The sequence below is a fragment of the Amycolatopsis iheyensis genome, assembly GCF_024703995.1.
Lineage (GTDB): Bacteria > Actinomycetota > Actinomycetes > Mycobacteriales > Pseudonocardiaceae > Amycolatopsis > Amycolatopsis iheyensis.
The window spans coordinates 123,610-145,044 of the sequence record NZ_JAMXQV010000003.1; the positions used below are offsets into that span (position 1 = coordinate 123,610).

22 protein-coding genes are annotated in these 21,435 nt (G+C 68.7%); 15 read left to right on the top strand and 7 right to left on the bottom strand.

Going from position 1 to position 21,435, the window contains the following annotated elements; genetic code table 11:
* Positions 1 to 102 precede the first annotated feature (102 nt).
* The 7 genes from M8542_RS07790 to M8542_RS07820 are packed head-to-tail and all read left to right on the top strand — an operon-like array spanning position 103 to position 6,477.
* Positions 103 to 885, top strand: a complete 783-nt coding sequence (locus M8542_RS07790; RefSeq protein WP_257919719.1) for a helix-turn-helix transcriptional regulator — start codon at positions 103 to 105, stop codon at positions 883 to 885.
* On the top strand, positions 882 to 2,330 hold the full coding sequence (sufB, locus tag M8542_RS07795; protein ID WP_257919343.1) for a Fe-S cluster assembly protein SufB: 1,449 nt from the start codon (positions 882 to 884) through the stop codon (positions 2,328 to 2,330). The genes M8542_RS07790 and sufB overlap by 4 nt, the downstream gene beginning before the upstream one ends.
* Positions 2,331 to 2,332: 2 nt before the next feature.
* Entirely contained in the window at positions 2,333 to 3,505 is a 1,173-nt protein-coding gene (sufD, locus tag M8542_RS07800) for a Fe-S cluster assembly protein SufD (protein WP_257919344.1), read from the top strand.
* A 27-nt stretch (positions 3,506 to 3,532) separates the two neighbouring features.
* Complete coding sequence (sufC, locus tag M8542_RS07805; protein ID WP_257919345.1) at positions 3,533 to 4,303, top strand: Fe-S cluster assembly ATPase SufC; 771 nt, start codon at positions 3,533 to 3,535, stop codon at positions 4,301 to 4,303.
* Positions 4,304 to 4,343: 40 nt separating this feature from the next.
* A complete protein-coding gene (locus M8542_RS07810) occupies positions 4,344 to 5,633 on the top strand; it encodes a cysteine desulfurase (protein ID WP_257919346.1) in 1,290 nt (429 codons plus the stop codon).
* The gene (gene sufU, locus M8542_RS07815) at positions 5,630 to 6,079 is read left to right on the top strand and encodes a Fe-S cluster assembly sulfur transfer protein SufU (protein ID WP_257919347.1); all 450 of its coding nucleotides are present in this window, start codon (positions 5,630 to 5,632) and stop codon (positions 6,077 to 6,079) included. Before M8542_RS07810 ends, sufU begins: the two co-directional genes overlap by 4 nt.
* Positions 6,076 to 6,477, top strand: a complete 402-nt coding sequence (locus M8542_RS07820; protein ID WP_257919348.1) for a metal-sulfur cluster assembly factor — start codon at positions 6,076 to 6,078, stop codon at positions 6,475 to 6,477. Before sufU ends, M8542_RS07820 begins: the two co-directional genes overlap by 4 nt.
* Here the strand turns inward: M8542_RS07820 and M8542_RS07825 are convergent.
* Positions 6,467 to 7,261 (bottom strand): DUF4184 family protein, encoded by a 795-nt coding sequence (locus M8542_RS07825; protein ID WP_257919349.1) that lies wholly within the window; start codon positions 7,259 to 7,261, stop codon positions 6,467 to 6,469. The genes M8542_RS07820 and M8542_RS07825 overlap by 11 nt on opposite strands.
* 17 nt (positions 7,262 to 7,278) lie before the next feature.
* Between M8542_RS07825 and M8542_RS07830 the strand changes: the two genes are divergently transcribed.
* A complete protein-coding gene (locus M8542_RS07830) occupies positions 7,279 to 7,611 on the top strand; it encodes a YnfA family protein (RefSeq protein WP_257919350.1) in 333 nt (110 codons plus the stop codon).
* 74 nt (positions 7,612 to 7,685) lie between these two features.
* Here M8542_RS07830 and M8542_RS07835 read toward each other — a convergent pair whose 3' ends face one another.
* The 3 genes from M8542_RS07835 to M8542_RS07845 all read right to left on the bottom strand — a co-directional run bounded on the left by M8542_RS07835 (position 7,686) and on the right by M8542_RS07845 (position 12,106).
* Positions 7,686 to 8,231 carry a hypothetical protein gene (locus tag M8542_RS07835; RefSeq protein WP_257919351.1) on the bottom strand — a complete coding sequence of 182 codons (546 nt, stop codon included), beginning with the start codon at positions 8,229 to 8,231 and terminating at the stop codon, positions 7,686 to 7,688.
* Between the two features lie 1,087 nt (positions 8,232 to 9,318).
* Entirely contained in the window at positions 9,319 to 9,876 is a 558-nt protein-coding gene (locus M8542_RS07840) for a hypothetical protein (RefSeq protein WP_257919352.1), read from the bottom strand.
* Between the two features lie 295 nt (positions 9,877 to 10,171).
* Entirely contained in the window at positions 10,172 to 12,106 is a 1,935-nt protein-coding gene (locus M8542_RS07845) for an ABC1 kinase family protein (protein WP_257919353.1), read from the bottom strand.
* 168 nt (positions 12,107 to 12,274) lie between these two features.
* On the opposite strand from M8542_RS07845, the gene M8542_RS07850 reads away from it, so the two are divergent.
* Positions 12,275 to 12,805, top strand: coding sequence for a snapalysin family zinc-dependent metalloprotease (locus M8542_RS07850; protein WP_257919354.1), 531 nt, complete (start codon positions 12,275 to 12,277; stop codon positions 12,803 to 12,805).
* A 6-nt stretch (positions 12,806 to 12,811) separates the two neighbouring features.
* Here the strand turns inward: M8542_RS07850 and M8542_RS07855 are convergent, their stop codons facing one another.
* Positions 12,812 to 13,354, bottom strand: a complete 543-nt coding sequence (locus M8542_RS07855) for a cupin domain-containing protein (protein ID WP_257919355.1) — start codon at positions 13,352 to 13,354, stop codon at positions 12,812 to 12,814.
* A gap of 87 nt (positions 13,355 to 13,441) precedes the next feature.
* On the opposite strand from M8542_RS07855, the gene M8542_RS07860 reads away from it, so the two are divergent.
* The 4 genes from M8542_RS07860 to M8542_RS07875 all read left to right on the top strand — a co-directional run bounded on the left by M8542_RS07860 (position 13,442) and on the right by M8542_RS07875 (position 16,994).
* On the top strand, positions 13,442 to 14,014 hold the full coding sequence (locus M8542_RS07860; protein ID WP_257919356.1) for a TetR/AcrR family transcriptional regulator: 573 nt from the start codon (positions 13,442 to 13,444) through the stop codon (positions 14,012 to 14,014).
* 120 nt (positions 14,015 to 14,134) lie between these two features.
* Positions 14,135 to 15,361, top strand: coding sequence for a sensor histidine kinase (locus tag M8542_RS07865; protein ID WP_257919357.1), 1,227 nt, complete (start codon positions 14,135 to 14,137; stop codon positions 15,359 to 15,361).
* A complete protein-coding gene (locus tag M8542_RS07870) occupies positions 15,358 to 16,014 on the top strand; it encodes a response regulator (protein WP_257919358.1) in 657 nt (218 codons plus the stop codon). The genes M8542_RS07865 and M8542_RS07870 overlap by 4 nt, the downstream gene beginning before the upstream one ends.
* A gap of 269 nt (positions 16,015 to 16,283) precedes the next feature.
* Complete coding sequence (locus M8542_RS07875) at positions 16,284 to 16,994, top strand: class I SAM-dependent methyltransferase (RefSeq protein ID WP_257919359.1); 711 nt, start codon at positions 16,284 to 16,286, stop codon at positions 16,992 to 16,994.
* On the opposite strand, the gene cysC is transcribed toward M8542_RS07875, so the two are convergent.
* Both cysC and cysD read right to left on the bottom strand, forming a co-directional pair.
* Positions 16,991 to 18,799 carry an adenylyl-sulfate kinase gene (cysC, locus tag M8542_RS07880; RefSeq protein ID WP_257919360.1) on the bottom strand — a complete coding sequence of 603 codons (1,809 nt, stop codon included), beginning with the start codon at positions 18,797 to 18,799 and terminating at the stop codon, positions 16,991 to 16,993. The genes M8542_RS07875 and cysC overlap by 4 nt on opposite strands.
* Positions 18,799 to 19,728: a sulfate adenylyltransferase subunit CysD gene (cysD, locus tag M8542_RS07885; protein WP_257919720.1), complete on the bottom strand. Its 930-nt coding sequence runs from the start codon at positions 19,726 to 19,728 to the stop codon at positions 18,799 to 18,801. Before cysD ends, cysC begins: the two co-directional genes overlap by 1 nt.
* Positions 19,729 to 19,767: 39 nt before the next feature.
* On the opposite strand from cysD, the gene M8542_RS07890 reads away from it, so the two are divergent.
* Together M8542_RS07890 and M8542_RS07895 are read left to right on the top strand one after the other, a co-directional pair.
* Positions 19,768 to 20,247, top strand: coding sequence for a nuclear transport factor 2 family protein (locus M8542_RS07890; RefSeq protein ID WP_257919361.1), 480 nt, complete (start codon positions 19,768 to 19,770; stop codon positions 20,245 to 20,247).
* A complete protein-coding gene (locus tag M8542_RS07895; RefSeq protein ID WP_257919362.1) occupies positions 20,244 to 21,434 on the top strand; it encodes a hypothetical protein in 1,191 nt (396 codons plus the stop codon). The genes M8542_RS07890 and M8542_RS07895 overlap by 4 nt, the downstream gene beginning before the upstream one ends.
* Position 21,435 lies beyond the last annotated feature (1 nt).

Here is a 21,435-nt window from a genome sequence, read left to right on the forward strand (position 1 = left end):
AGTCGGGTCACTGCCGGACACCCCGCCTTTGCGGGTCATCCGGAAATAAGACACACTTGTGTTGTGAAAAAGACGGATGCGGGTGACCAGGCGGGCGGCGACATGCCGCGTGCCGCGCATCCCGCTGTCCCGTCGCAGGTCAGCGCCGAGGGCAAGACCCGCCAGGAGGTCGCCCGGCTGCTGCTCGAGCAGGGGCCGATGACCGCCGTGGTGGTCGCGGAGCAGCTCGGGATCAGCCCGACCGCGATCCGCCGCCACCTCGACGCCCTGCTCGCCGACGGCGAGGCCGAGACCCGGGACGCGCCGCGCCGCGGACCCCGGGGCCGGGGTCGTCCGGCGAAGCTCTTCCTGCTGACCGAGGCCGGCCGCGCCCGCTTCGGGCACGCCTACGACGACTTGGCCGTCTCCGCCATCCGCTTCCTGGCCGAGCACGCCGGCGAAGACGCCGTACGCGCCTTCGCCGAGCAGCGCATCGAGAAGCTCGTCGGGCCGCACCGCGCCGCGATCACCGGATCGAGTGATCCGGCGACGCGCGCGGAGGCCCTCGCGACCGCGCTGACCAGGGAGGGCTACGCTGCGTCGACCCGTCAGGTCGGTGCCCCGGCACCAGGTCAGAACGTGGGCGCGCAGCTCTGCCAGCACCACTGTCCGGTCGCCCACGTGGCCGCGGAGTTCCCGCAGCTCTGCGAGGCCGAGACGGAGGCGTTCGCCGAGCTGCTGGGCACCCACGTCCAGCGGCTGGCGACGATCGCACGCGGTGACTCCGCGTGCACCACCCACGTTCCCGTCACGACGGGGAACAACCCGGCCCACCCCGAGCCGGGAAGAACGGTGTCCCCCGAGGGGCACACAGCACGGATCCCGAATGGAGGGAAACCCGCATGACTGCCGCTGCCGAGCAGCGCACTCCCACCACCGCGCCACTGAGCCAGGAAGAGACCATCGAGTCCCTTGGCAAGTACGCGTTCGGCTGGGCCGACTCCGACGAGGCGGGCGCCAGCGCCCGTCGCGGGCTGAACGAGGATGTCGTCACCGACATCTCCGGGAAGAAGTCCGAGCCGGAGTGGATGCGCGAAGCGCGACTGAAGGCGCTCAAGCTCTTCGAGAAGAAGCCCATGCCCAACTGGGGTGCGGACCTCTCCGGGATCGACTTCGAGAACATCAAGTACTTCGTGCGGTCCACGGAGAAGCAGGCCACCTCCTGGGAGGACCTGCCCGAGGACATCAAGAACACCTACGACAAGCTCGGCATCCCCGAGGCGGAGAAGCAGCGCCTCGTCGCCGGTGTCGCCGCGCAGTACGAGTCCGAGGTCGTCTACCACCAGATCCGCGAGGACCTGGAGGAGCAGGGCGTCCTGTTCCTGGACACCGACTCCGCGCTCAAGGAGCACCCGGAGCTGTTCCAGGAGTACTTCGGCTCGGTCATCCCGGCCGGCGACAACAAGTTCTCCGCGCTGAACACGGCGGTGTGGTCCGGCGGCTCGTTCATCTACGTGCCGAAGGGCGTGCACGTCGAGATCCCGCTGCAGGCCTACTTCCGGATCAACACCGAGAACATGGGCCAGTTCGAGCGCACCCTGATCATCGTCGACGAAGACGCCTACGTGCACTACGTCGAGGGCTGCACGGCGCCGATCTACCAGTCCGACTCGCTGCACTCGGCGGTCGTGGAGATCATCGTCAAGAAGGGCGCCCGCTGCCGCTACACGACCATCCAGAACTGGTCGAACAACGTCTACAACCTGGTCACCAAGCGCGCCAAGTGCGAAGAGGGCGCGACCATGGAATGGATCGACGGCAACATCGGTTCCAAGGTGACGATGAAGTACCCGTCGGTGTTCCTCATGGGCGAGCACGCCAAGGGCGAGGTCCTGTCGGTCGCGTTCGCGGGCGAGGGCCAGCACCAGGACGCGGGCGCCAAGATGGAGCACCTCGCGCCGCACACCTCCTCGACGATCGTGTCGAAGTCGGTGGCGCGCGGCGGTGGCCGCACCTCGTACCGCGGCCTGGTCCGCGTGGCGAAGCGGGCGCACCACTCGCGCTCCAGCGTGGTCTGCGACGCGCTGCTCGTCGACACCATCTCGCGCTCGGACACGTACCCGTACGTGGACATCCGCAACGACGAGGTGTCGATGGGCCACGAGGCCACGGTGTCCAAGGTCAGCGAGGACCAGCTGTTCTACCTGATGTCGCGCGGTCTCGACGAGGCCGAGGCGATGGCGATGATCGTGCGCGGCTTCGTGGAGCCGATCGCCCGTGAGCTGCCGATGGAGTACGCGCTCGAGCTGAACCGCCTGATCGAGCTCCAGATGGAAGGGTCCGTCGGCTAGTCATGTCGGTTACCGAGAACAACGTTTCCGAAGCTCTTCGCGAGGGGGCGGTCATTCCGGCCGCCTCCCGCGCGGAGCGCTTCACCTCCTACGACGTCGAGGCCTTCGAGGTCCCGGGCGGTCGTGAGGAGAACTGGCGCTTCACGCCGATGAAGCGCCTTCGCGGCCTGCACGACGGCAGCGCGCAGGTCACCGGGGAGATCACCCTCGACACCGACGCGGCGCCCGAGCTGAAGATCGAGTCGGTCGGCCGCGACGACGAGCGGCTGGGTGCCGCCGGCGTCCCGAGCGACCGGATTGCCGCGCAGGCGTACTCGTCCTTCAAGCAGGCCACCGTCGTGACGGTGCCCAAGGAGACGAAGGCGTCGAAGCCGTCCGTGCTGCGGATCCACGGCCCGGGCGAGGGCCAGGTCGCCTACGGGCACCTGCAGGTCCGCGCCGAGGCGTTCGCCGAGGCCGTGATCGTGCTCGACCACGTCGGCTCCGGCACCTACGCCGACAACGTCGAGTTCGTCATCGGCGACGGCGCCAAGGTCACCGTGGTCAGCGTCCAGGACTGGGCCGACGACGCCGTGCACGTCTCCGAGCAGCACCTGAAGCTGGGCCGCGACGCCGCGCTGCGGCACACCGTGATCACCCTGGGCGGTGACCTGGTCCGCGTCTCGCCGACGGCGACCTTCGCCGACAAGGGCGGCGACGTCGAGATGCTCGGCGTCTACTTCGCGGACAAGGGCCAGCACCAGGAGCACCGCCTCTTCGTCGACCACGCGGTACCGAACTGCAAGTCGCGCGTGATGTACAAGGGCGCGCTGCAGGGCGTCGACGCCCACGCGGTCTGGATTGGCGACGTCCTGATCCGCGCCGCGGCCGAGGCCACCGACACCTACGAGCTCAACCGCAACCTGGTGCTCACGCCGGGTGCGCGTGCGGACTCGGTGCCGAACCTCGAGATCGAGACCGGCGAGATCGAAGGCGCCGGCCACGCGAGCGCGACGGGAAGGTTCGACGACGAGCAGTTGTTCTACCTCCAGTCGCGCGGGATCGCCGAAGAAGCCGCGCGGCGCCTGGTCGTGCGCGGGTTCTTCCACGAGATCCTGGTGAAGATCGACGTCCCCGAGGTGCGCGAGCGCCTCGAAGCCGCGATCGAAGCCGAACTCGAAGCCGTTGGCGCCTGACCGCTCTCTGACTTAGGAAACGAAGAAATGGCTACCCTGGAAATCAAGGACCTGCACGCCTCGGTCACGACCGACGAAGGCGCCAAGGAGATCCTCAAGGGCGTCAACCTGACCATCAAGTCGGGCGAGACGCACGCGATCATGGGCCCCAACGGCTCCGGCAAGTCCACGCTGTCCTACGCGATCGCCGGTCACCCGAAGTACCAGGTGACCTCCGGCGAGGTGCTCCTCGACGGCGAGAACGTCCTCGAGATGAGCGTCGACGAGCGCGCCCGCGCGGGCCTGTTCCTCGCGATGCAGTACCCGGTCGAGGTGCCGGGCGTGTCCATGTCCAACTTCCTCCGCACCGCGGCCACCGCGGTCCGTGGCGAGGCCCCCAAGCTGCGTCACTGGGTCAAGGAGGTCAAGGAGGAGATGGGCAAGCTCGAGATCTCGCAGGAGTTCGCCGAGCGCTCGGTCAACGAGGGCTTCTCCGGCGGCGAGAAGAAGCGCCACGAGATCCTGCAGCTGGCGCTGCTCAAGCCGAAGTTCGCCATCCTCGACGAGACCGACTCCGGTCTGGACGTCGATGCCCTGCGCGTCGTGTCCGAGGGTGTCAACGCGTACAAGGCTTCGAGCGAGGTCGGCGTCATGCTGATCACGCACTACACCCGGATCCTGCGGCACATCACGCCGGACTTCGTGCACGTCTTCGCCGGCGGCAAGATCGTCGAGTCGGGCGGCAAGGAGCTGGCGGACGAGCTGGAAGAGAACGGCTACGTCAAGTACGTGGGCAAGTCCGAGCCCGCGTCGGTCTGATCCCCGTAGTACTACACCGAGAACGAGAGGAGTCGGCCCGATGACCACCACCTCGGCCAGCTCTTTGCCACTGGACGTGGCGGCCCTGAGGGCCGACTTCCCCATCCTGTCGCGCACGGTCCGCGACGGGAAACCCTTGGTGTACCTGGACTCCGGTGCGACGTCGCAACGGCCGACCGCGGTGTTCGACGCCGAGCGCGACTACGTGTTCACGTCGAACTCCGCCGTGCACCGCGGCGCGCACCAGCTGTCCGAAGAGGCCACCGACGCCTACGAGTCGGCTCGGGCGAAGATCGCCGAGTTCGTCGGCGCCGACCCCGAGGAGCTGGTGTTCACCAAGAACGCCACCGAGGGCATCAACCTGGTCGCCTACTCGTTCGGCAACGCCGCTACCGCGGGCCCGGAAGCCGCGCGCTTCGTCGTCGGCCCGGGTGACGAGATCGTCGTCACCGAGATGGAGCACCACGCGAACCTCGTGCCGTGGCAGCAGCTCTGCCAGCGCACCGGGGCGACGTTGAAGTGGTTCAAGGTCACCGACGAGGGCCGCCTGGATCTGTCCGATGTGGACGAGCTGATCACGCCGCGCACCAAGGTGGTCGCGTTCGCGCACCAGTCCAACGTGCTCGGCACGGTCAACCCGGTCTCGCTGCTGGTCGAGAAGGCTCGCGCGGTCGGTGCGCTGACCGTGCTCGACGCCTGCCAGTCGGTGCCCCACTTCCCGGTCGACTTCCACGCGCTGGGTGTCGACTTCGCCGCGTTCTCCGGGCACAAGATGCTCGGCCCGTCCGGCATCGGTGTCCTCTACGGCCGCACCGAGCTGCTCGAAGCGATGCCGCCGTTCCTGACCGGCGGGTCGATGATCGAGATGGTCCGCATGGAGGGTTCGACCTTCGCGCCGCCGCCGCAGCGGTTCGAGGCCGGCGTGCCGATGACGTCGCAGGCCATCGGCCTCGGCGCGGCCGTCGACTACCTCTCGGCGATCGGCATGGACCGCATCGCGGCCCACGAGCACGAGCTCGCCGCGGCGGCCATCGAAGGCGTCGGCGCGATCCCCGGCGTCCGGATCATCGGGCCGACGGACCTGAAGGACCGCGGCGCGACCGTGTCGTTCGTGATCGACGGCGTGCACCCGCACGACGCCGGCCAGGTGCTCGACAGCCTCGGCATCGCCGTGCGCGTCGGCCACCACTGCGCGTGGCCGCTGCACCGGGCCTGCAACGCGCAGGCGACCGTGCGCGCGTCGTTCTACCTGTACAACACGCTGTCCGAAGTGGACGAGCTGGTGGCCGGGATCCGCGAGGCGCAGAAGTTCTTCGGGGTGGCCCAGTGAACTTGGAGAGCATGTACCAGGAGATCATCCTGGATCACTACAAGCACCCGCACGGGCGCGGCCTGCGCGACCCGTTCGACGCCGAGTCGTTCCAGGTCAACCCGACCTGCGGCGACGAGGTGACGCTGCGGGTCAAGCTCGACGACGGCAAGGTCGCCGACGTCTCCTACGACGGCCAGGGCTGCTCGATCAGCCAGGCTTCGACGTCGGTCTTGACGGATCTCGTCGTCGGCCACACGCTTGAGGAGGCGTTCACCACCATGGACGCCTTCGTCGAACTGATGCAGGGCAAGGGAAAGATCGAGCCGGACGAGGACGTGCTGGAGGACGGGGTCGCCTTCGCGGGTGTCGCCAAGTACCCCGCCCGCGTCAAGTGCGCCCTCCTCGGCTGGATGGCTTTCAAGGACGCCGTCGCCCGGACCACCAGTGGAGCTGAGAAAGCATGAGTGAAGACACCGCCACGGACGCTCGCGAGGGCCGGACCGCCGCCGACCTCGACGCCGAAGCCACGGCCACGCAGGACCTCGAGCTGGCGAAGCTCGAGGACGTCGAGGAGGCGATGCGCGACGTCGTCGACCCGGAGCTCGGCATCAACGTGGTCGACCTGGGGCTGGTCTACGACATCCGCGTCGAACCGGACAACACGGCGACGCTGGACATGACGCTGACGTCGGCGGCCTGCCCGCTGACCGACGTGATCGAGGACCAGACGTCGGCCGCGCTGACCTCGGGCGGCCTGGTGAAGGACTTCCGCATCAACTGGGTCTGGATGCCCCCGTGGGGCCCGGAGAAGATCACCGACGACGGCCGTGAGCAGCTGCGCGCCCTCGGCTTCACCGTCTGAGACCGCTTTTCGTGGGAAGGCCGCTCTTCGGAGCGGCCTTCTTCGCGTATAACGACCTATACCGCGCGTGCCAAGCCAGCGCGTACAGGACCAGGGCGGTCAGAAACCCGCTTCCGGCGCCGGTGACGGCGAGGTAGGTCGCGTTGCCGACCACGCCGGCGCGGGTCATCGGGTCGTGGTGGGCGAAGAACGGCAGCACCTCCGCGGCCACGCCGGTCAGCGCGCCGGTTCCCAGGAAGACGAGCACCGGCCTGCGGTGGCGGGTGGCCCTCGGCGCGGGCTTCGTGGGCGCGGTGCGGTACCAGTTTCGCAGCCACCAGGCGAGGACCGCGGCCCCGGCGACCGTGCTGACGAGCTGGATCAGGCGTCCGACGTCGAGGCCGGTGACGAGCGGGATCCGCAGGAAGGCGAACCCGTCGTTCTCGTGGGTGAAGGCGTCCCAGCCGACGTGCGTGGCGGCGCCGATGACCAGCGACAGGGCGATCCAGCCCGGCCGCCGCCGGCTGAAGTGGCGGGGGAGGCGTTCGGCCAGCGGTTTCGGGGCCAGGGCCAGCAGGGGCCGCTTCAGCAGGAGGTGGAACACGGCCAGCAGGACGAGCGCGATCAGCGGGTCGAGCCAGAGGGCCGAGGTGAGCTCGTGGGTCTTGCTCAGGCCGACGCCGGGCAGCCGCGGCACGAACCAGAAGACATCGGGCGCGACGGACCCGGCGACGAGCGCGGACGGCACGAGCGGGTGTCGCGCCAGCGGCAGCACGGCGGCCGGATGACTCAGCGTGAACGGCACGTGGTTAGTATCCCGGGGTGGTTCTCCGGTCGATCCTCCTGTTCCTGGCGGCGGCGGTCTGCGAAATCGGCGGCGCCTGGCTGGTCTGGCAGGGCGTCCGCGAAAGCCGAGGCTGGCTGTGGATCGGCGGGGGACTGCTGGCCTTGGGCGTGTACGGCTTCGTGGCGACGCTCCAGCCGGACGCACACTTCGGCCGCATCCTCGCGGCGTACGGCGGCGTGTTCGTCGCGGGGTCGCTGGCGTGGGGCATGGTCGCGGACGGTTACCGCCCGGACCGGTACGACGTCATCGGCGCGTTGCTGTGCTTGGTCGGTGTCGCGGTGATCATGTACGCGCCTCGGACGGGGTAACCCACGTTCATCTCGTCGGAACTTTGTGTCGGGGCCGCGTTGGCGCCAGTGGTGCATTCTCCACCCAAGCCTGTTTAGGCATGCGCCTCCATATTCAAGGCAAAGAAGCTCGCCCATTGCTTGGCATGCGGATGTGTGCGCAGGCCGGCCAGATCCGGATCTATGATTATCCAGTCGGGGTCGAGGCTGTTGAATGGGTTTCGGACGATCATTGACAGCTGATGAAGTGCACGATCTCCTAAGTGATCCTCGGTTACGGGTGGATTGCTGTCCTCAAGAGCTTCTCTGTCGTCGAGCTGCATGCATATCGAATAGAAGCAGGCGCCCACGTATCTGGCCAGCCAGCCGAGTCGACGTTGCCTGAGGATTTCGTCGACTTCGGTGATTACGATCCACGGTGTGGCGGGCTCATTGCCTGCCGTCTCATCGCGCGGCGGTTTTTCGTCGATGAACCGCAGAATTGTCACACTCTTCTGAAGTATCTTCGCTGCGTAGAGATAGTCGCGACGTTTGCTTCTTCTGTTCAGTCGACTCAGGTGTCGGCCCTTCGCGGGGCGCAGCCATGACTTCCAGTATCGCCGCTCGCCCAGATTTCGATTGTTGGGCAGCCAAGTTCGCATCCAGTGTCTAAGTATCACTTTCCGTTGGAGCTTATGACTGATCTCTTCACAGAGTTCCTCGACTTCATTGTATCTGATTCGATTGTTTGCGAGCGTAGCCGCGTAACGGTACAGTGTCTCCGTGTGCTCGGGCCATAACTTGTGACAGTGGCGGTAAATCTGTATTGCTTCGGTGTATTTGCGTCGTTGCTCTAAAATTCCCGCAATACGCAGTGCGAGAGTCAGGTTGCCAAGAGATTTGGCGCTGGCTTGCCGATACAGGGGCAGTGCCTCATCTGGTAGGCCAGCCTTTTCCCTGGATAAGCCGCGGCGAAAGGCTGCGTAGCCTTGCCGTTGGTTCCATTGTATCCAACGCGGAGTCCGACGAATGATTCGCGGCTCCTGCTGGATGCATTCGATGCAGAACCCGCCGATCTCAAAAACTAGGTCTTCTACGCTCGGGCAATCGAATGTGCGAGCGGCCAAAATAACATTTCCCGGGCTTCGGGAGACTTGGACGGCCATCCGAAAGCCGCCTAGATTTGTGAGGTGGGTAGTCGTTATGTGGTATGCTGGTCTCGATGAGAACGCCAATTCATACAAGGCGGAGAGCCAGCCGTATGTAGATCTCGGAGTCTCGGCTGGAATGGTCGGCGTGGACACGTTGGGAAGTCCGGGAGTTGCGGCCCAGATTCCTTGCACATCTTCTGCGATGTATGCAGTAAGCGATGCGGTGATCGTTCTGCGAAGGTCGTCTTGGAGTCGCCAATGGGTTGTTGGTCGAAGGTCTTGTCGATGGCCTAGGCTGCCATCTTCAGTGGCCGCTCGCAGGGAGTCATTCATCTGGTGAACGATTACAGGGTATACGCCGCGTGATCTAAGCCTGTGCCACGCGCGTGAAGCTGCGTGGATTGCTCCAGCTGTTGCGAGCAAAATTAAGACGAGCGTTACGGTCTGCGTTGCAGTTGAAACAAAACCTGCGCCGATGCTCATGGTGGCTTTTCTCATCCCTGTTCGTTGGAGGCAGAGATTTGGGTGGATTCGGATCGCGGAGTCGTATATACGTGTGCGGACTTGTGAAGATATTGGGAGACGTCGGTCGGTCTGTCTAGGTGTTCGGGTCCGCGGATTCGAAATGCCACATCAAGCGCCGAGCGATAGTCATATTCGAATAGAGAAGTGTTGAATGTAGGGCTTTCAGCTCAAGGTGTGGTCCGATTGCGTCCAGGTGATCAGGTGTGCCCATCAAGTTCGATATGTCGAATTGATAACTGATGTCGCTGTCCTGTGGGCTGGGGGCTCTGGTGGATTCGAAAGCGTGCTGTAGCATTTGAATCCAAGCAGCGATGTTTGGGCCATGATGGGACGAGTGGAGACTTGTTTCGTCAATCATCTTGGGGCCTGTCACGAGAGCGTGGTAGGCTTCGAAAATCAAGTGAGACAACTCTTTGTTCAGATCTTGCTGTTCGAGTGATGCTTCTTTTTTGGTTGCCTGATCAGTCTCTTTGCAGCTTGTCAAGGAGCGTTCTCGTTGGTATTCCTGCCATGCCTGCTGGACGCGATGCTCTTGTCGCAGGGCGGCCAGGATTTTGTGCTGTGCACTCAGCAGTGCGATCTCATGTCTTTCGGGAAGTCGACCGAGTTGGTCCGGTGCCGCGTCACCCACCTGCCCTGCCCGCCCTTCATCCGGGTGGTCCTCCGCCGACCTTCCCGGCAGAGACACATTGCTGGGAGTCGGCCCTGCGGCGGGGCTTGTTACAGTTTATCCATTCTGCTCCCCGAACGCCGTAGGCGCAGGCGATCCCAATACGGCATCCGGCCGCGTCTATGCCGCCTGAAGGCGGGTGGTACGACCAGCATAGCGGCGCGGAGCATGGTCCAGCAGTTGCCTCGCGGCCCACAAGCAGGTCTCTCGCCTCGAACTTTCGGATAGAGACGAAGGTGGGATCAAGCACGCATCTTCAGCGGGCTGATCGGGACCGCCGTCCGGAGCGCCGGAAGACGACGAACAACAGCCGCAACCCCACCAGCGCGCTGACCACCAGCAGGTTGTACCCGAAGATCTGGTGCAGCGTCAGGTCTTCCGCGACGCGCGGCCCGCCCGTGCCGGTCAGCAGCAGCACCGCCATCAAGCCGGTCGCCGCGCCGACGAACGCCAGCAGGACCTCGTGCACCAGCTCGGTGACCACCGATCGGTCGCGCTCGTCGGAAAACAGCCGGACGTTCACCGAAAGCCGGCCCTCCTCCAGGGCCGCGCCGATCCGGTCGACGCGGCGGGGGAGGCGGCGCAGCACCGGCAGCAGCGCCATGACCTCGTTGACCGCGGTGCGGCGCAGCGAGTCCGGCCGGAGCCCGGCGCCCACCTGCTCGACGGCGAACGCGCGGGACTCCGCCACCACGTCGAACCCCGGGTCGAGCGCGGCGAGCGTGCCCTCGACCGTCGCCAGTGCGCGGAACACCGCCGCCACCGGAGGTGGCACGCTCAACCGGAAGTCCGCGACCACCCGGAACAAGCCGGTGAACAGGTCGAGGTCGGGGGTGCGGCCGGGGCCGAAGTGCCGGGCGACCAGCGCGCCGAGCGCGCGTTCGAGGCGCTGCTCGTCGATCTCGTCGGTGCGGTCGACGACCTCCAGCAGGCCGTCGCGCAGGGCCGCCGGGTCGCCGCGGTCCAGTGCCAGCAGGAGGTTCTGCAGCCCGCCGCGCAGCCCGGCGTCGAGGCGGCCGACCGAACCGAAGTCGAGCAGTCCCAGGCGGCCGTCGGCCAGGAGCATCAGGTTGCCCGGGTGCGGGTCCGCGTGGAAGACGCCGCCGATCATCACCTGGTCGAGCAGGCACCGCAGGAGCGACCGCGCCAGCCGCTTCCGGTCGGCCGCCGGCGCCTGGTCGAGCGGCTTCCCCGCCAGCCGGGACATCACCAGGACGCGCTCGGTGGACAGTGCTTTGTGGACAGTGGGCAGCGCGACGGACGGGCAGGAGGTCGCGGCCACGGCGGCGATGTTGCGGGCCTCGATGGTGAAGTCGAGCTCCTCGGTCAGTGCTTCGGCGAACCCGTCGGCGAGTTCGGCGACGCCGAGGGAGCGCGCCCAGTCCGCGCGTTCCTCGAGCGCCGCGGCGACGCGCCGGACGATGTCGATGTCGCGTTCGGCCTGCTCCCGCACGCCGGGGCGCTGCACCTTCACGACGACGTCCTCGCCGCTGCGCAGCTTCGCGCGGTAGACCTGCGCGACCGACGCGGCGGCCAGGGGTTCCGGGTCGAACTCGGCGAAGACGTCGTCGGGTGAGCCGCCGAGCTCCTCGGCCAGCACTGCCCACATGGCCGTCGCGCGGGCGGGGGCGACGCTGTCCTGGAGCTTGGCCAGCTCGTCGACGAAGACCGCGGGCAGCAGGTCCGCGCGCGTCGAAAGCAGCTGACCGAGCTTCACGAACGTCACGCCGCCCTCTTCCAGCGCCCGGCGCAGGGACCGCGCGAGCTTGGCGTGCCGCCCCCGCGCGAGGTCGGGGTCGCGGCGGCCGGTGAGGTAGCGGCCGAGGCCGTGCTTGATCGCGATCCGGCTGATCTGCGAGTACCGGCGGGCGCGCGAGACCTTGGCGCGCAGCGAACGCAGCCGGAACCCGCCCGGCAGGGCCAGCTCGGCGACGAAGAGGAAGATCAGCGTCGCGAGGAAAGCGCTGCCCGCCAACGGGATCAGCAGGCCGATGGCCGCGGCGCCGTTGTGCATCAGGGAAAGCGGGAACGCCTGCCCGATGCCGCCGGCGACGAGCCAGCCGAAGCCCGCGCCGCACAACGCGCGCACGGCGCCGATCCGGACCCCGAGCACCCGCCGCGACGCGACCACGAGCGGCCACAGCACGAGCGCGTAGAGGGGAAGGGTCAGCAGGCCCAGCAGGATGTCCATGCGGCTGAGCAGACCACGGCGGCAGGGCCGGACGGCTCACGCGGCGGCGGGACGCGGCTCCCTCCCGCGAGGGAGCTACTTTCGGCCGTGGCCGACCGGTCCGTGGACTTCTAACGTGATCGCTCGTACCACGGTGAAGTGTTCTCTGAACCGGACGAAGGAGACACGATGGACGTACGCGTGATCGGCCGGATCGCGGCATTGGCCCTGGCCGCCCCGGTGGGTCTGGCGATCGCGGTCGCCCCCGCTTCGGCGGCTGCGGTCACGACGCTCTACTACAGCTCGTCGGGTGCGCCGGACTACCTCGCCCAGATCGACCAGGGCGCGGCGAACTGGAACGCCGCCGTCACCGACGTGAAGCTGGTCAAGCGGAACACGAGCGCGACGATCAAGTTCCACGAGATCCACAGCGGCGGTTCGTACACGAACACGAACGGCCACGGCCGCGGCGACATCTACCTCGACACGAGCCAGGTGGCGGAGGGCTTCGACCCGACCCGCATCGCGGCGCACGAGCTGGGCCACAACCTGGGCCTGCCGGACCACTACACGGGTCCGTGCACGGAGCTGATGTCCGGCCACGGCCCGGGCACGGCGTGCAAGAACGCCAAGCCGTCGGCGGCCGAGGCCGCGAAGGTGCAGTCGTTGTGGGTGAACGGGTTCGCGGTCACGCGCGCGGAGTCCCGCAACGTCGCTTGATGATCGCTAGGCGAGCCGGTCCGCCCCGACGGCCACGCCGACGATCGTGCAGGGTTCGGTGCCGTGGTTGTGCCAGGCGTGCCGCGTGCCGTTCTGGACGACCACGTCGCCGGCCCGCACCGTTGTCCGCTCACCGTCGTCGAGCTCCAGCGTGACCTCGCCCGAGACGACCATGACGTAGTCGAGGCTGTCGGTGGTGTGCATTCCCGCGGTGCCGGGCTCGGTCGCCGCCATCGCGCCCGGCATCAGCCGTTCGAGCTCCGCCAGGGCGGTGGCCTCGTCGAGGCCGGGTGGTGGGACGAGCTCGCCCGGCGCGATGGTGTTGATCATGAAACGCGATCCGCCCGGCGGCGGGTAGTAGGCCTCGGCGCGGGGCGGCGTGCCGGCGTCGGGCAGTGTCGGCTGGTCGTCTCGGCCCCAGAGCCGGTAGGCGGCGCAGCCGGGCAGGAGTGCGGACGTGATGGGCTCGACGGCGCGGTCGTCGACCACTCGGGCCTTGCCTTCGGTGTCCTGACCGGTCACGACGCGGCGAACTGTCCGCTGGGCCATCTGATCCCCCTGGATACGCTTGCGTATGGATACGCCACCGTATCCTCCGGCGGAGGAGCGGTCAATACGGCGGCGTATCCTCCGTCCATGGTGAGGGAGTCGACGCGGCTGTCCGCGCAGGACTGGGCCCGCGCCGCGCTGCGGGCGATCGCGGACGGCGGGCTGGCCGCGGTCGCGGTCGAACCACTGGCGCGGACCCTCGGCGTGACGAAGGGCAGTTTTTACGCGCACTACCGCAACCGGGACGAGCTGGTCGCGGCGGCGCTCGAGGAGTGGGTGCGCAGCCACGGCAGCCCGGCGCTGGCCGGCCACGCCGCGATCGCCGACCCGGCGCGGCGGCTGCGCGAGCTGCTCACCGTGGTCGTCCAGGCCGTGCAGCCACTGGCGCCGTCGGTGCACCTGAGTCTGCTCGGCGACCGCACGGACCCCCGGGTCGAGGACGCGGTCGGCCGCGTGAACCGGGCCCGGCTGGAGCTGTTGACCCGGACGTACCGCGAGCTGGGCCTGCCACCGGAGCGCGCGGCGTCCCGTGCCCGCGTCGCCTACGCGGCGATCCTCGGGCTCCTGCACCTGGCCCAGACCGACCCGGACGCCCCATCGCCGGAGGCGCTCGCCGACGAGGCGACGGCGCTCTTCCTCCCGGAGCCGCCCACCGGCTGACCCCCGGGTTTCAAGCGCCCCAATGTGGCCTTGGTTGCGTCAGACGCACCGAAGGCCACATTGGGGCGCTCCACCGCGAGAGGGAGGCGCCGCGCCCCGGCCACCTGCGAAGATCGACCCGTGCGCGTACTCCGCCCCCTGACGAGCAAGGCGACCTACCGCCGCTGGGTCTACCTCGTCCTCGGCGGCGCCATCGCCGTGCCCTACCTGCTCTTCTCCGCCATCGCGGTGCCGTCGGTGCTGCCGTTCGTCACCACCGTCGAACGCGCCACCGTCATCGGCGGGCTGCTCACCCTGCTCGTCCTCGCCGGGACCGCCTTCCTGCCCGCCGTGCACGTGCTCGAGTCGACCGCCATCCGTGAGCTGCTCGACGACCCCGTGCCCGACGCGCCCGCGAAACCACGCACCCGCCGCGGCCGGCTGCGTGCCGCGGCGATGTTCGTGCTGCACGTCGTCGCCGGGTTCGTCGTCAGCTTCTTCAGCCTCGCCGCGCCCGTCGCCGTCGGGGTGTCGGTCAGCGCCGTCTTCACCGGTCACTTCCTGCAGACCGACGGCGGCGACGCAGTCACCGTGCCGACCGGCTGGCCGTCGGTGTGGCTGCCGGTCGTGTTCCTCCTCGGCGTGGTCGTGCTGATCTACGTCGTCCGGGCCGTCGGCGGGGCGCTGCGCCGGGCCGCCGTCCGCTTGCTCGGGATGACCGCCGCCGACCGGATCGCCCAGCTGGAACGGCGGACCGGGCAGCTCGCCGAACGCAACCGGCTGGCCCGCGAGCTGCACGACTCGGTGGGGCACGCGCTGAGCGTCGTCACGGTGCAGGCCGGCGCCGCCCGCCGGACACTGCGCACCGACCCGGACTTCACCGAGCGCGCGCTCGGGGCCATCGAGGAGTCCGCCCGCACCGCGCTCGACGACCTCGACCACGTCCTGGGGCTGCTGCGGGAGGAAGCGCCGGGCCGGGCGCCGCAGCCGGCGCTGGCCGAGCTGCCGACCCTGCTCGAGACGACCCGGCTCGCCGGCAACGAGGTCGTCGCCGACATCGGGGGCGACCTGGCCGCGGTGCCGGCCGTGGTGTCCCGCGAGGTCTACCGGATCCTGCAGGAATGCCTGACCAACGCGGTGCGCCACGCCGGTAGGGTCCCGGTGACGATGGTCGTCGACATCGGGGCGCACGGGCTCCTCGCCCGTGTCGCGAACCCGCTGGGCAGCGGCGCCGCGCGCGCCGGCGGCGGTCGCGGCCTGCGCGGGATGACCGAGCGGGTGGCGGTGCTCGGCGGCGAGCTGTCGGCCGGGCCGGTGGACGAGCGGTGGGAGGTCGTGGTGCGGGTGCCGTGGGGGAGCGGGCGATGAGCGTGCGGGTGCTGCTGGTCGACGACGAGCCGCTGATCCGCGCCGGGCTGCGGGCGATCGTCGACAGCGAAGCGGGCTTGACGGTGGTCGGCGAGGCCGCCGACGGCGCGGAGGTGCCCGGCCTGGTGGCCCGGCTGCGCCCGGACGTCGTGCTGATGGACGTCCGGATGCCCGCGGTGGACGGGATCCGGGCCACCACGCACCTGATGTCCACAGTGGACGAGCCGCCGAAGGTGATCGTGGTGACGACCTTCGAGAACGACGACTACGTGTACGACGCGCTCGTGGCCGGCGCGAGCGGGTTCCTGCTGAAGCGGGCCCGCCCCGAGGAGATCATCACGGCGATCAGGACGGTGGTGACGGGCGAGTCGTTGCTGTTCCCGGCGGCGATCCGCCGCTTGGCGGCCCAGCACACCCCGACGGGCGACGGCCTGGCGAGCGCGAGCTTGACCGAGCGAGAGCGCGAAGTGCTGCGGCTGATGGCGGGCGGGCTGTCCAATGTGGAGATCGCGGGGGAGCTGTTCCTGGGTGTGCAGACGGTGAAGACGCACGTGGGCAACGTGCTGGCGAAGCTGGGGGCGCGGGATCGCACCCAGGCGGTGATCCGGGCGTATGACTCGGGCTTCGTGACGCCCGCGGGGCCGACCACGTGAGCGTGAGCTGGTGGGCGCTGGGGGTATCGGCGTTTTTCCCTGACGGTTTCGGTCTTGTCGCTGGGATCGAAGGCCGTCTTCAAGATGGACGTCGTCGAAATCCTGGAGAGTGTCGAGAATTCGGGCTCCGCGACGCTCGAGTTTCGCCAAGACTGCCTTATTCGGACTGGCTCGAAACCCTCGCGAGCGTAAAGCGGGACGCTGCCGAGTTCACAACCGACAGTCGTGGCTCGTGACGCCCGCCGGCTGATTCGGGCACTATGGGGCGCATGACTCAGGTTGCCGCATACGACGAGTTCGCCGAGGCGTACACCCTCGAGAACGACACCAGCCTCATGAACGCCTACTACGAGCGGCCCGCCGCCCTCGCGCTCGCCGGGGATGTCGCCGGGCGGCGGGTGCTCGATGCCGGCTGTGGCTCGGGGCCGCTCTTCGGCGCTCTGCGGGAACGGGGTGCCCAGGTCAGCGGCATCGACCAAAGCGCAGCCATGCTGGCCCACGCGCGGCAGCGGCTCGGCGCCGACGCCGATCTCCGGGTGGCCGATCTGGCCGAGCCGCTGCCCTTCGCCGACGACACGTTCGACGACGTCGTCGCGTCGCTGGTGCTGCACTACCTGGAAGACTGGGCGCCGACGCTCGCCGAGCTGCGGCGTGTGCTGAAGACCGGTGGGCGGCTGATCGCGTCGGTCAACCACCCCCTCATGGTCAACCTCACGCACCGGCAGACCGGGCCCCGGCCCGACTACTTCGCGTCCTACACCTGGACCGACGAGTTCGAGCTGCACGGCCGCCCGGCGCGGATGACGTTCTGGAACAAGCCGCTGCACGCCATGACCGACGCCTTCACCGAGGCCGGCTTCCGGATCTCCGTGATCAGCGAACCCCATCCGGTGGCCGAAGCCCGCAAGCGGTTTCCCGACGATTTCGACCTCCTCGACACCTTCCCGAGCTTCCTGTTCTTCGTGGTCGAAGCCGGTTAGTCCAGGCCGTCGAGGACGGCCTGGATCGCCGCCGCCATCGATGCCGGGTCGCCGTCGGCCGGGTGCAGTACCAGATCCGGCGACGACGGCCGCTCGTACGGTGCGTCGATGCCCGTGAAACCCGTGATTTCCCCGGCGCGCGCCTTCGCGTACATGCCCTTCGGGTCCCGGGCCTCACACACCTCCAGGGGCGTGTCGACGAAGACCTCCACGAACGGGAGATCCCCGGAAATCGCGCGGGCCGAAGCGCGATCCGCGGCGTACGGGCTGATCAACGACGCGATCGCCACCACGCCCGCGTCCGCGAACAGGCGCGCCACCTCCGCCACCCGCCGCACGTTCTCGGCGCGGTCCGAAGGACTGAACCCGAGCCCCTTGTTCAGCCCGTGCCGCAGGTTGTCCCCGTCCAGGAGGTACGCCGGCCGCCCGGCCGCGACCAGCCGGCGTTCCAGCTCCACCGCCACCGACGACTTGCCCGACGCCGACAGCCCGGTCAGCCACACCGTCGCCCCGCGGGTCGGCCGGTCCTCGCGGCGCACCGCCGCCGTGTGCCAGACGACCGGGGACGCGACCGCGCCGGTGATCATGCCCGCCGCGACCGTGTCGCCGCTGTGCTCGTCCACCAGCAAGAACCCGCCCGTGGCGCGGTTGCGGCGATACGGGTCGAACAGCAGTGGCGCGCGCGTGCGCAGCCGGATCCGGCCGATGTCGTTCAACGACAGCGAATCCGCCTCGGAACGGTGCAACGTCGTCACGTCGAGGCGGTACTCCAGCTGCTCCACCGACCCGCGCGTCTCGGTCGTCGTGTGCCGGACGACGTAGGTACTACCCGGTGTCAGGGAAGACCGAGGGGAGAACCAGCACACCAGCGCGTCGACCTCGCGGGCCGACTCCGCGCGGTTGCCCGGGCGGCACAGCATCGCCCCGCGGCCCAAGTCCAGGTCGTCGGCCAGCTCGACCGCGACCGCCTGCCCGGTGAACGCCTCCGAAAGCGGTTTCCCGCCCGGACCCCACACCGCGCGCACCCGGGAGGTGAACCCGGACGGCAGTGCCACGACCTCGTCACCCGGCTTGAAGACCCCGCCGGCGATCGTGCCCGCGTAGCCGCGGAAGTCCGACCGGCGGATCACGTACTGCACCGGGAACCGTGCGTCGATGAGGTTGCGGTCGGACGCGACGTGCACCTCCTCCAGCTGGTGCAGCAGTGAAGTCCCCTCGTACCACGGCATGCTCGCGCTGCGGTGGACCACGTTGTCGCCGTGCAGCGCCGAAACCGGCACGAACGTCAGGTCCGCGACGTCGAGCTTCATCGCGAACCGCCGGAACTCCTCGCGGATCTCGTCGAACCGCGCCCGCGACCAGCCGACGAGGTCCATCTTGTTCACGCACACCACGAGGTGCCCGATGCCGAGCAGCGACGCGAGGAACGCGTGCCGCCGCGACTGCTCGAGAATGCCCTTGCGCGCGTCCACCAGGATCAGCGCGAGGTCGGCCGTCGACGCGCCGGTCACCATGTTCCGAGTGTACTGCAGGTGCCCCGGCGTGTCCGCGATGATGAACTTCCGCTTGGGCGTGGCGAAGTAGCGGTGCGCGACGTCGATCGTGATGCCCTGCTCGCGTTCGGCGCGCAGGCCGTCGGTCAGCAGCGCGAGGTCCGGGTAGTCCTCGCCGCGGTCGCGACTGGCGCGTTCGACGGCGGCGAGCTGGTCGGTGAAGATCGCCTTCGAGTCGAACAGCAGCCGGCCGATCAACGTGGACTTGCCGTCGTCGACGCTGCCCGCCGTGGCGATCCGCAGCAGCTGCATCAGAAGTAGCCTTCCCGCTTGCGGTCTTCCATGCCGGCCTCGGAGATCCGGTCGTCGGCGCGCGTCGCGCCGCGTTCGGTGACGCGGGTGGCGGCCACCTCGGCGACCACTTCGGACGGTGTCGACGCCGAGGATTCGACGCAGCCGGTGCAGGTGGCGTCGCCGACGGTCCGGAACCGGACAGTCGCCTCGTACGGCGTCTCGCCGTCCACGAGGGACAGGAAACGGGTGGCCGCCAGCAGCATGCCGTCGCGCTGCACCACCGGGCGCCGGTGCGCGTAGTACAGCGGTGGCAACGCGATCCGCTCGTCGTGGACGTACTGCCAGATGTCCAGCTCGGTCCAGTTCGACAGCGGGAAGACGCGGATGTGTTCGCCGCGCCGGTGCCGCCCGTTGTAGAGGTTCCACAGCTCCGGGCGCTGCGCCCGCGGGTCCCACTGGCCGTGCTCGTCGCGGAAGCTGAAGACGCGCTCTTTCGCTCGCGCCTTCTCCTCGTCCCGGCGGGCGCCGCCGAACACGGCGTCGAACCGGCCCTCGCGGATCGCCCGCAGGAGGGTCACCGTCTGGAGGCGGTTGCGGCTGGTCCCCGGCCCGGTCTCCTCGACGACGCGGCCGGCGTCGATGTCATCCTGCACCCTGGACACTTCGAGACGCAGGCCCAGCGCGGCGACCGTCTCGTCGCGGAACCGCAGCACCTCGTCGAAGTTGTGGCCGGTGTCGACGTGCAGCACGGGGAAGGGCAGCGGCGCGGGCCAGAACGCCTTCGCGGCGGCGTGCAGCATCACCACCGAGTCCTTGCCGCCGGAGAAAAGCAGCACCGGACGTTCGAAGGTCGCCGCGACTTCGCGGAAGACGTGCACGGCCTCCGCCTCGAGCGCGGCCAGGTGGGACAGCTCGTAAGCCACGGACACCGGAAAAAAGTAGAACATGTTCTTGTCATCGGTCAAGCGGTGCGCGATCCTGGGACGATGGACCTGGTCGTACTCGAAGAGATCCGCCGGCTGAAGTACCGCTACCTCCGCGCGGTCGACCTGAAGCAGTGGGACGAGGTGGCCGACACCTTCACCGCCGACGCCACGGCCGACTACGGGACCCGCGCGACCGGCGAGGAAGGCAAGCACTTCGAGGGCCGTGACGCCATTGTCGCGTTCCTCACCGAGAGCCTCGGCAACGGCATCATCACCGTCCACCACGCAGGTCAGCCCGAGATCGAAGTCGACGGCGACACCGCGACCGGGCGGTGGGCGTTCACGGACAAGGTCATCGTGCCCGAGCACAAGGTGATCATCGAGGGCGCCGCGTTCTACGAGGACACCTACCGCCGGGAGGCCGACGGCGCCTGGCGGATGACGCACATCGGGTACGTCCGGACGTACGAGTCGATGCAGTCGTGGGCGAAGGACCCGGGCTTCCGGCTGCTCGCGAACCGCTGGGCCGTGCCGGCATGATCGAGAACGAGTTCTTGTTGACCCGGCCGTTCGCCGACGCCATCGCCGAGGCCGAGAAGCTGATCGCCGAAGCCCCGCCGGCGCAGACCGAGCAGGGCCTGCTGGAGGGGTACGACTACCTCGCCGGGAGCATCCGCGCGTCACTGCAGATGGCCTGGGCCTACCAGCGCGACTTCCCGTACTTCACCGCGTCGACCGGGCCCTACACCAAGATGGGCCTGGACAACCCGGACACGCTCTACTTCAACGCCAACATCCGCGCCGACCGCGAGTACCTGGTCACCGGCGTCCGCGGCACCACCGCCGACCTGAGCTTCCAGGTCCTCAACGGCGACTACTCGCCGGTCGTGGTGCCCGACAGCCTCGCCGCGTTCGACGACCGGGCCATCGAAATCGGCGAAGACGGCCGCTTCGAGCTGCGCTTCGGGCCGGCCCGCGAGAACCCGGGGCCGAACTACTTCGTCCTCGGCGAGGGCTCGTCGATGCTCGTCGTCCGCGAGGTCCACAGCGACTGGGCGACCGAGAAGCGCGGCGAGATCCGCATCCAGTGCGTCGACACCGCGGGCCAGGCACCGCCGGTGCCGGACCGTTCGGCGCTGGCGAAGCGCTACGGCGTCACCGGCAAGATCCTGCTGAGCCGGCTCAGGACGTTCCTGGCCTTCCCGAAGTGGTTCTACGACAACCTGCCGGTGAACACGATGACCGAGCCGCGCTCGACTCCCGGCGGGCTGACCACGCAGTTCTCCTCGGCCGGGCACTACGAGCTGGGTGACGAAGAGGCGATGATCGTCACCGTGCCGCGCTGCGCCGACGCGCCGTACCAGGGCATCCAGCTCGGCAGCCTCTGGTACGTCTCGCTCGACTACATCAACCACCAGACGAGCCTCACCGCCGACCAGGCCCGCGTCGACCCGGACGGCAGGATCCGGTTCGTCATCAGCGAGCGCGACCCCGGCGTCGCGAACTGGCTGGAGCGCACCGGCCACGACCGCGGGTACGTCCAGATCCGCTGGCAGCGGCTCGCCCGGGACCTCGGGCCGGACGACGGCCCGGTCGTCGAGGTCGTCAAGGTCGACGAGCTGCCGGACCGGCTGCCCTACCACGACGAAGCACGCGTGACGCCGGCCGAATGGTCGGCGCGGATCGCGGCCCGGCAGGACGCCGTCGCCGCCCGGATGCTGGGGTGAG

Excerpts from the sequence above, each read along its gene's own strand:
- cysD (WP_257919720.1), bottom strand. The coding sequence starts at position 19,728 with ATGTTCTACTTTTTTCCGGTGTCCGTGGCTTACGAGCTGTCCCACCTG.
- M8542_RS07820 (WP_257919348.1), top strand. The coding sequence starts at position 6,076 with ATGAGTGAAGACACCGCCACGGACGCTCGCGAGGGCCGGACCGCCGCC.
- M8542_RS07895 (WP_257919362.1), top strand. The coding sequence starts at position 20,244 with ATGATCGAGAACGAGTTCTTGTTGACCCGGCCGTTCGCCGACGCCATC.
- cysC (WP_257919360.1), bottom strand. The coding sequence starts at position 18,799 with ATGCAGCTGCTGCGGATCGCCACGGCGGGCAGCGTCGACGACGGCAAG.
- M8542_RS07890 (WP_257919361.1), top strand. The coding sequence starts at position 19,768 with ATGGACCTGGTCGTACTCGAAGAGATCCGCCGGCTGAAGTACCGCTAC.
- sufD (WP_257919344.1), top strand. The coding sequence starts at position 2,333 with ATGTCGGTTACCGAGAACAACGTTTCCGAAGCTCTTCGCGAGGGGGCG.
- M8542_RS07860 (WP_257919356.1), top strand. The coding sequence starts at position 13,442 with ATGGTGAGGGAGTCGACGCGGCTGTCCGCGCAGGACTGGGCCCGCGCC.
- M8542_RS07850 (WP_257919354.1), top strand. The coding sequence starts at position 12,275 with ATGGACGTACGCGTGATCGGCCGGATCGCGGCATTGGCCCTGGCCGCC.
- sufB (WP_257919343.1), top strand. The coding sequence starts at position 882 with ATGACTGCCGCTGCCGAGCAGCGCACTCCCACCACCGCGCCACTGAGC.
- M8542_RS07810 (WP_257919346.1), top strand. The coding sequence starts at position 4,344 with ATGACCACCACCTCGGCCAGCTCTTTGCCACTGGACGTGGCGGCCCTG.
- M8542_RS07790 (WP_257919719.1), top strand. The coding sequence starts at position 103 with ATGCCGCGTGCCGCGCATCCCGCTGTCCCGTCGCAGGTCAGCGCCGAG.
- M8542_RS07855 (WP_257919355.1), bottom strand. The coding sequence starts at position 13,354 with ATGGCCCAGCGGACAGTTCGCCGCGTCGTGACCGGTCAGGACACCGAA.
- sufC (WP_257919345.1), top strand. The coding sequence starts at position 3,533 with ATGGCTACCCTGGAAATCAAGGACCTGCACGCCTCGGTCACGACCGAC.
- M8542_RS07835 (WP_257919351.1), bottom strand. The coding sequence starts at position 8,231 with ATGCGAACTTGGCTGCCCAACAATCGAAATCTGGGCGAGCGGCGATAC.
- M8542_RS07870 (WP_257919358.1), top strand. The coding sequence starts at position 15,358 with ATGAGCGTGCGGGTGCTGCTGGTCGACGACGAGCCGCTGATCCGCGCC.
- M8542_RS07845 (WP_257919353.1), bottom strand. The coding sequence starts at position 12,106 with ATGGACATCCTGCTGGGCCTGCTGACCCTTCCCCTCTACGCGCTCGTG.
- M8542_RS07875 (WP_257919359.1), top strand. The coding sequence starts at position 16,284 with ATGACTCAGGTTGCCGCATACGACGAGTTCGCCGAGGCGTACACCCTC.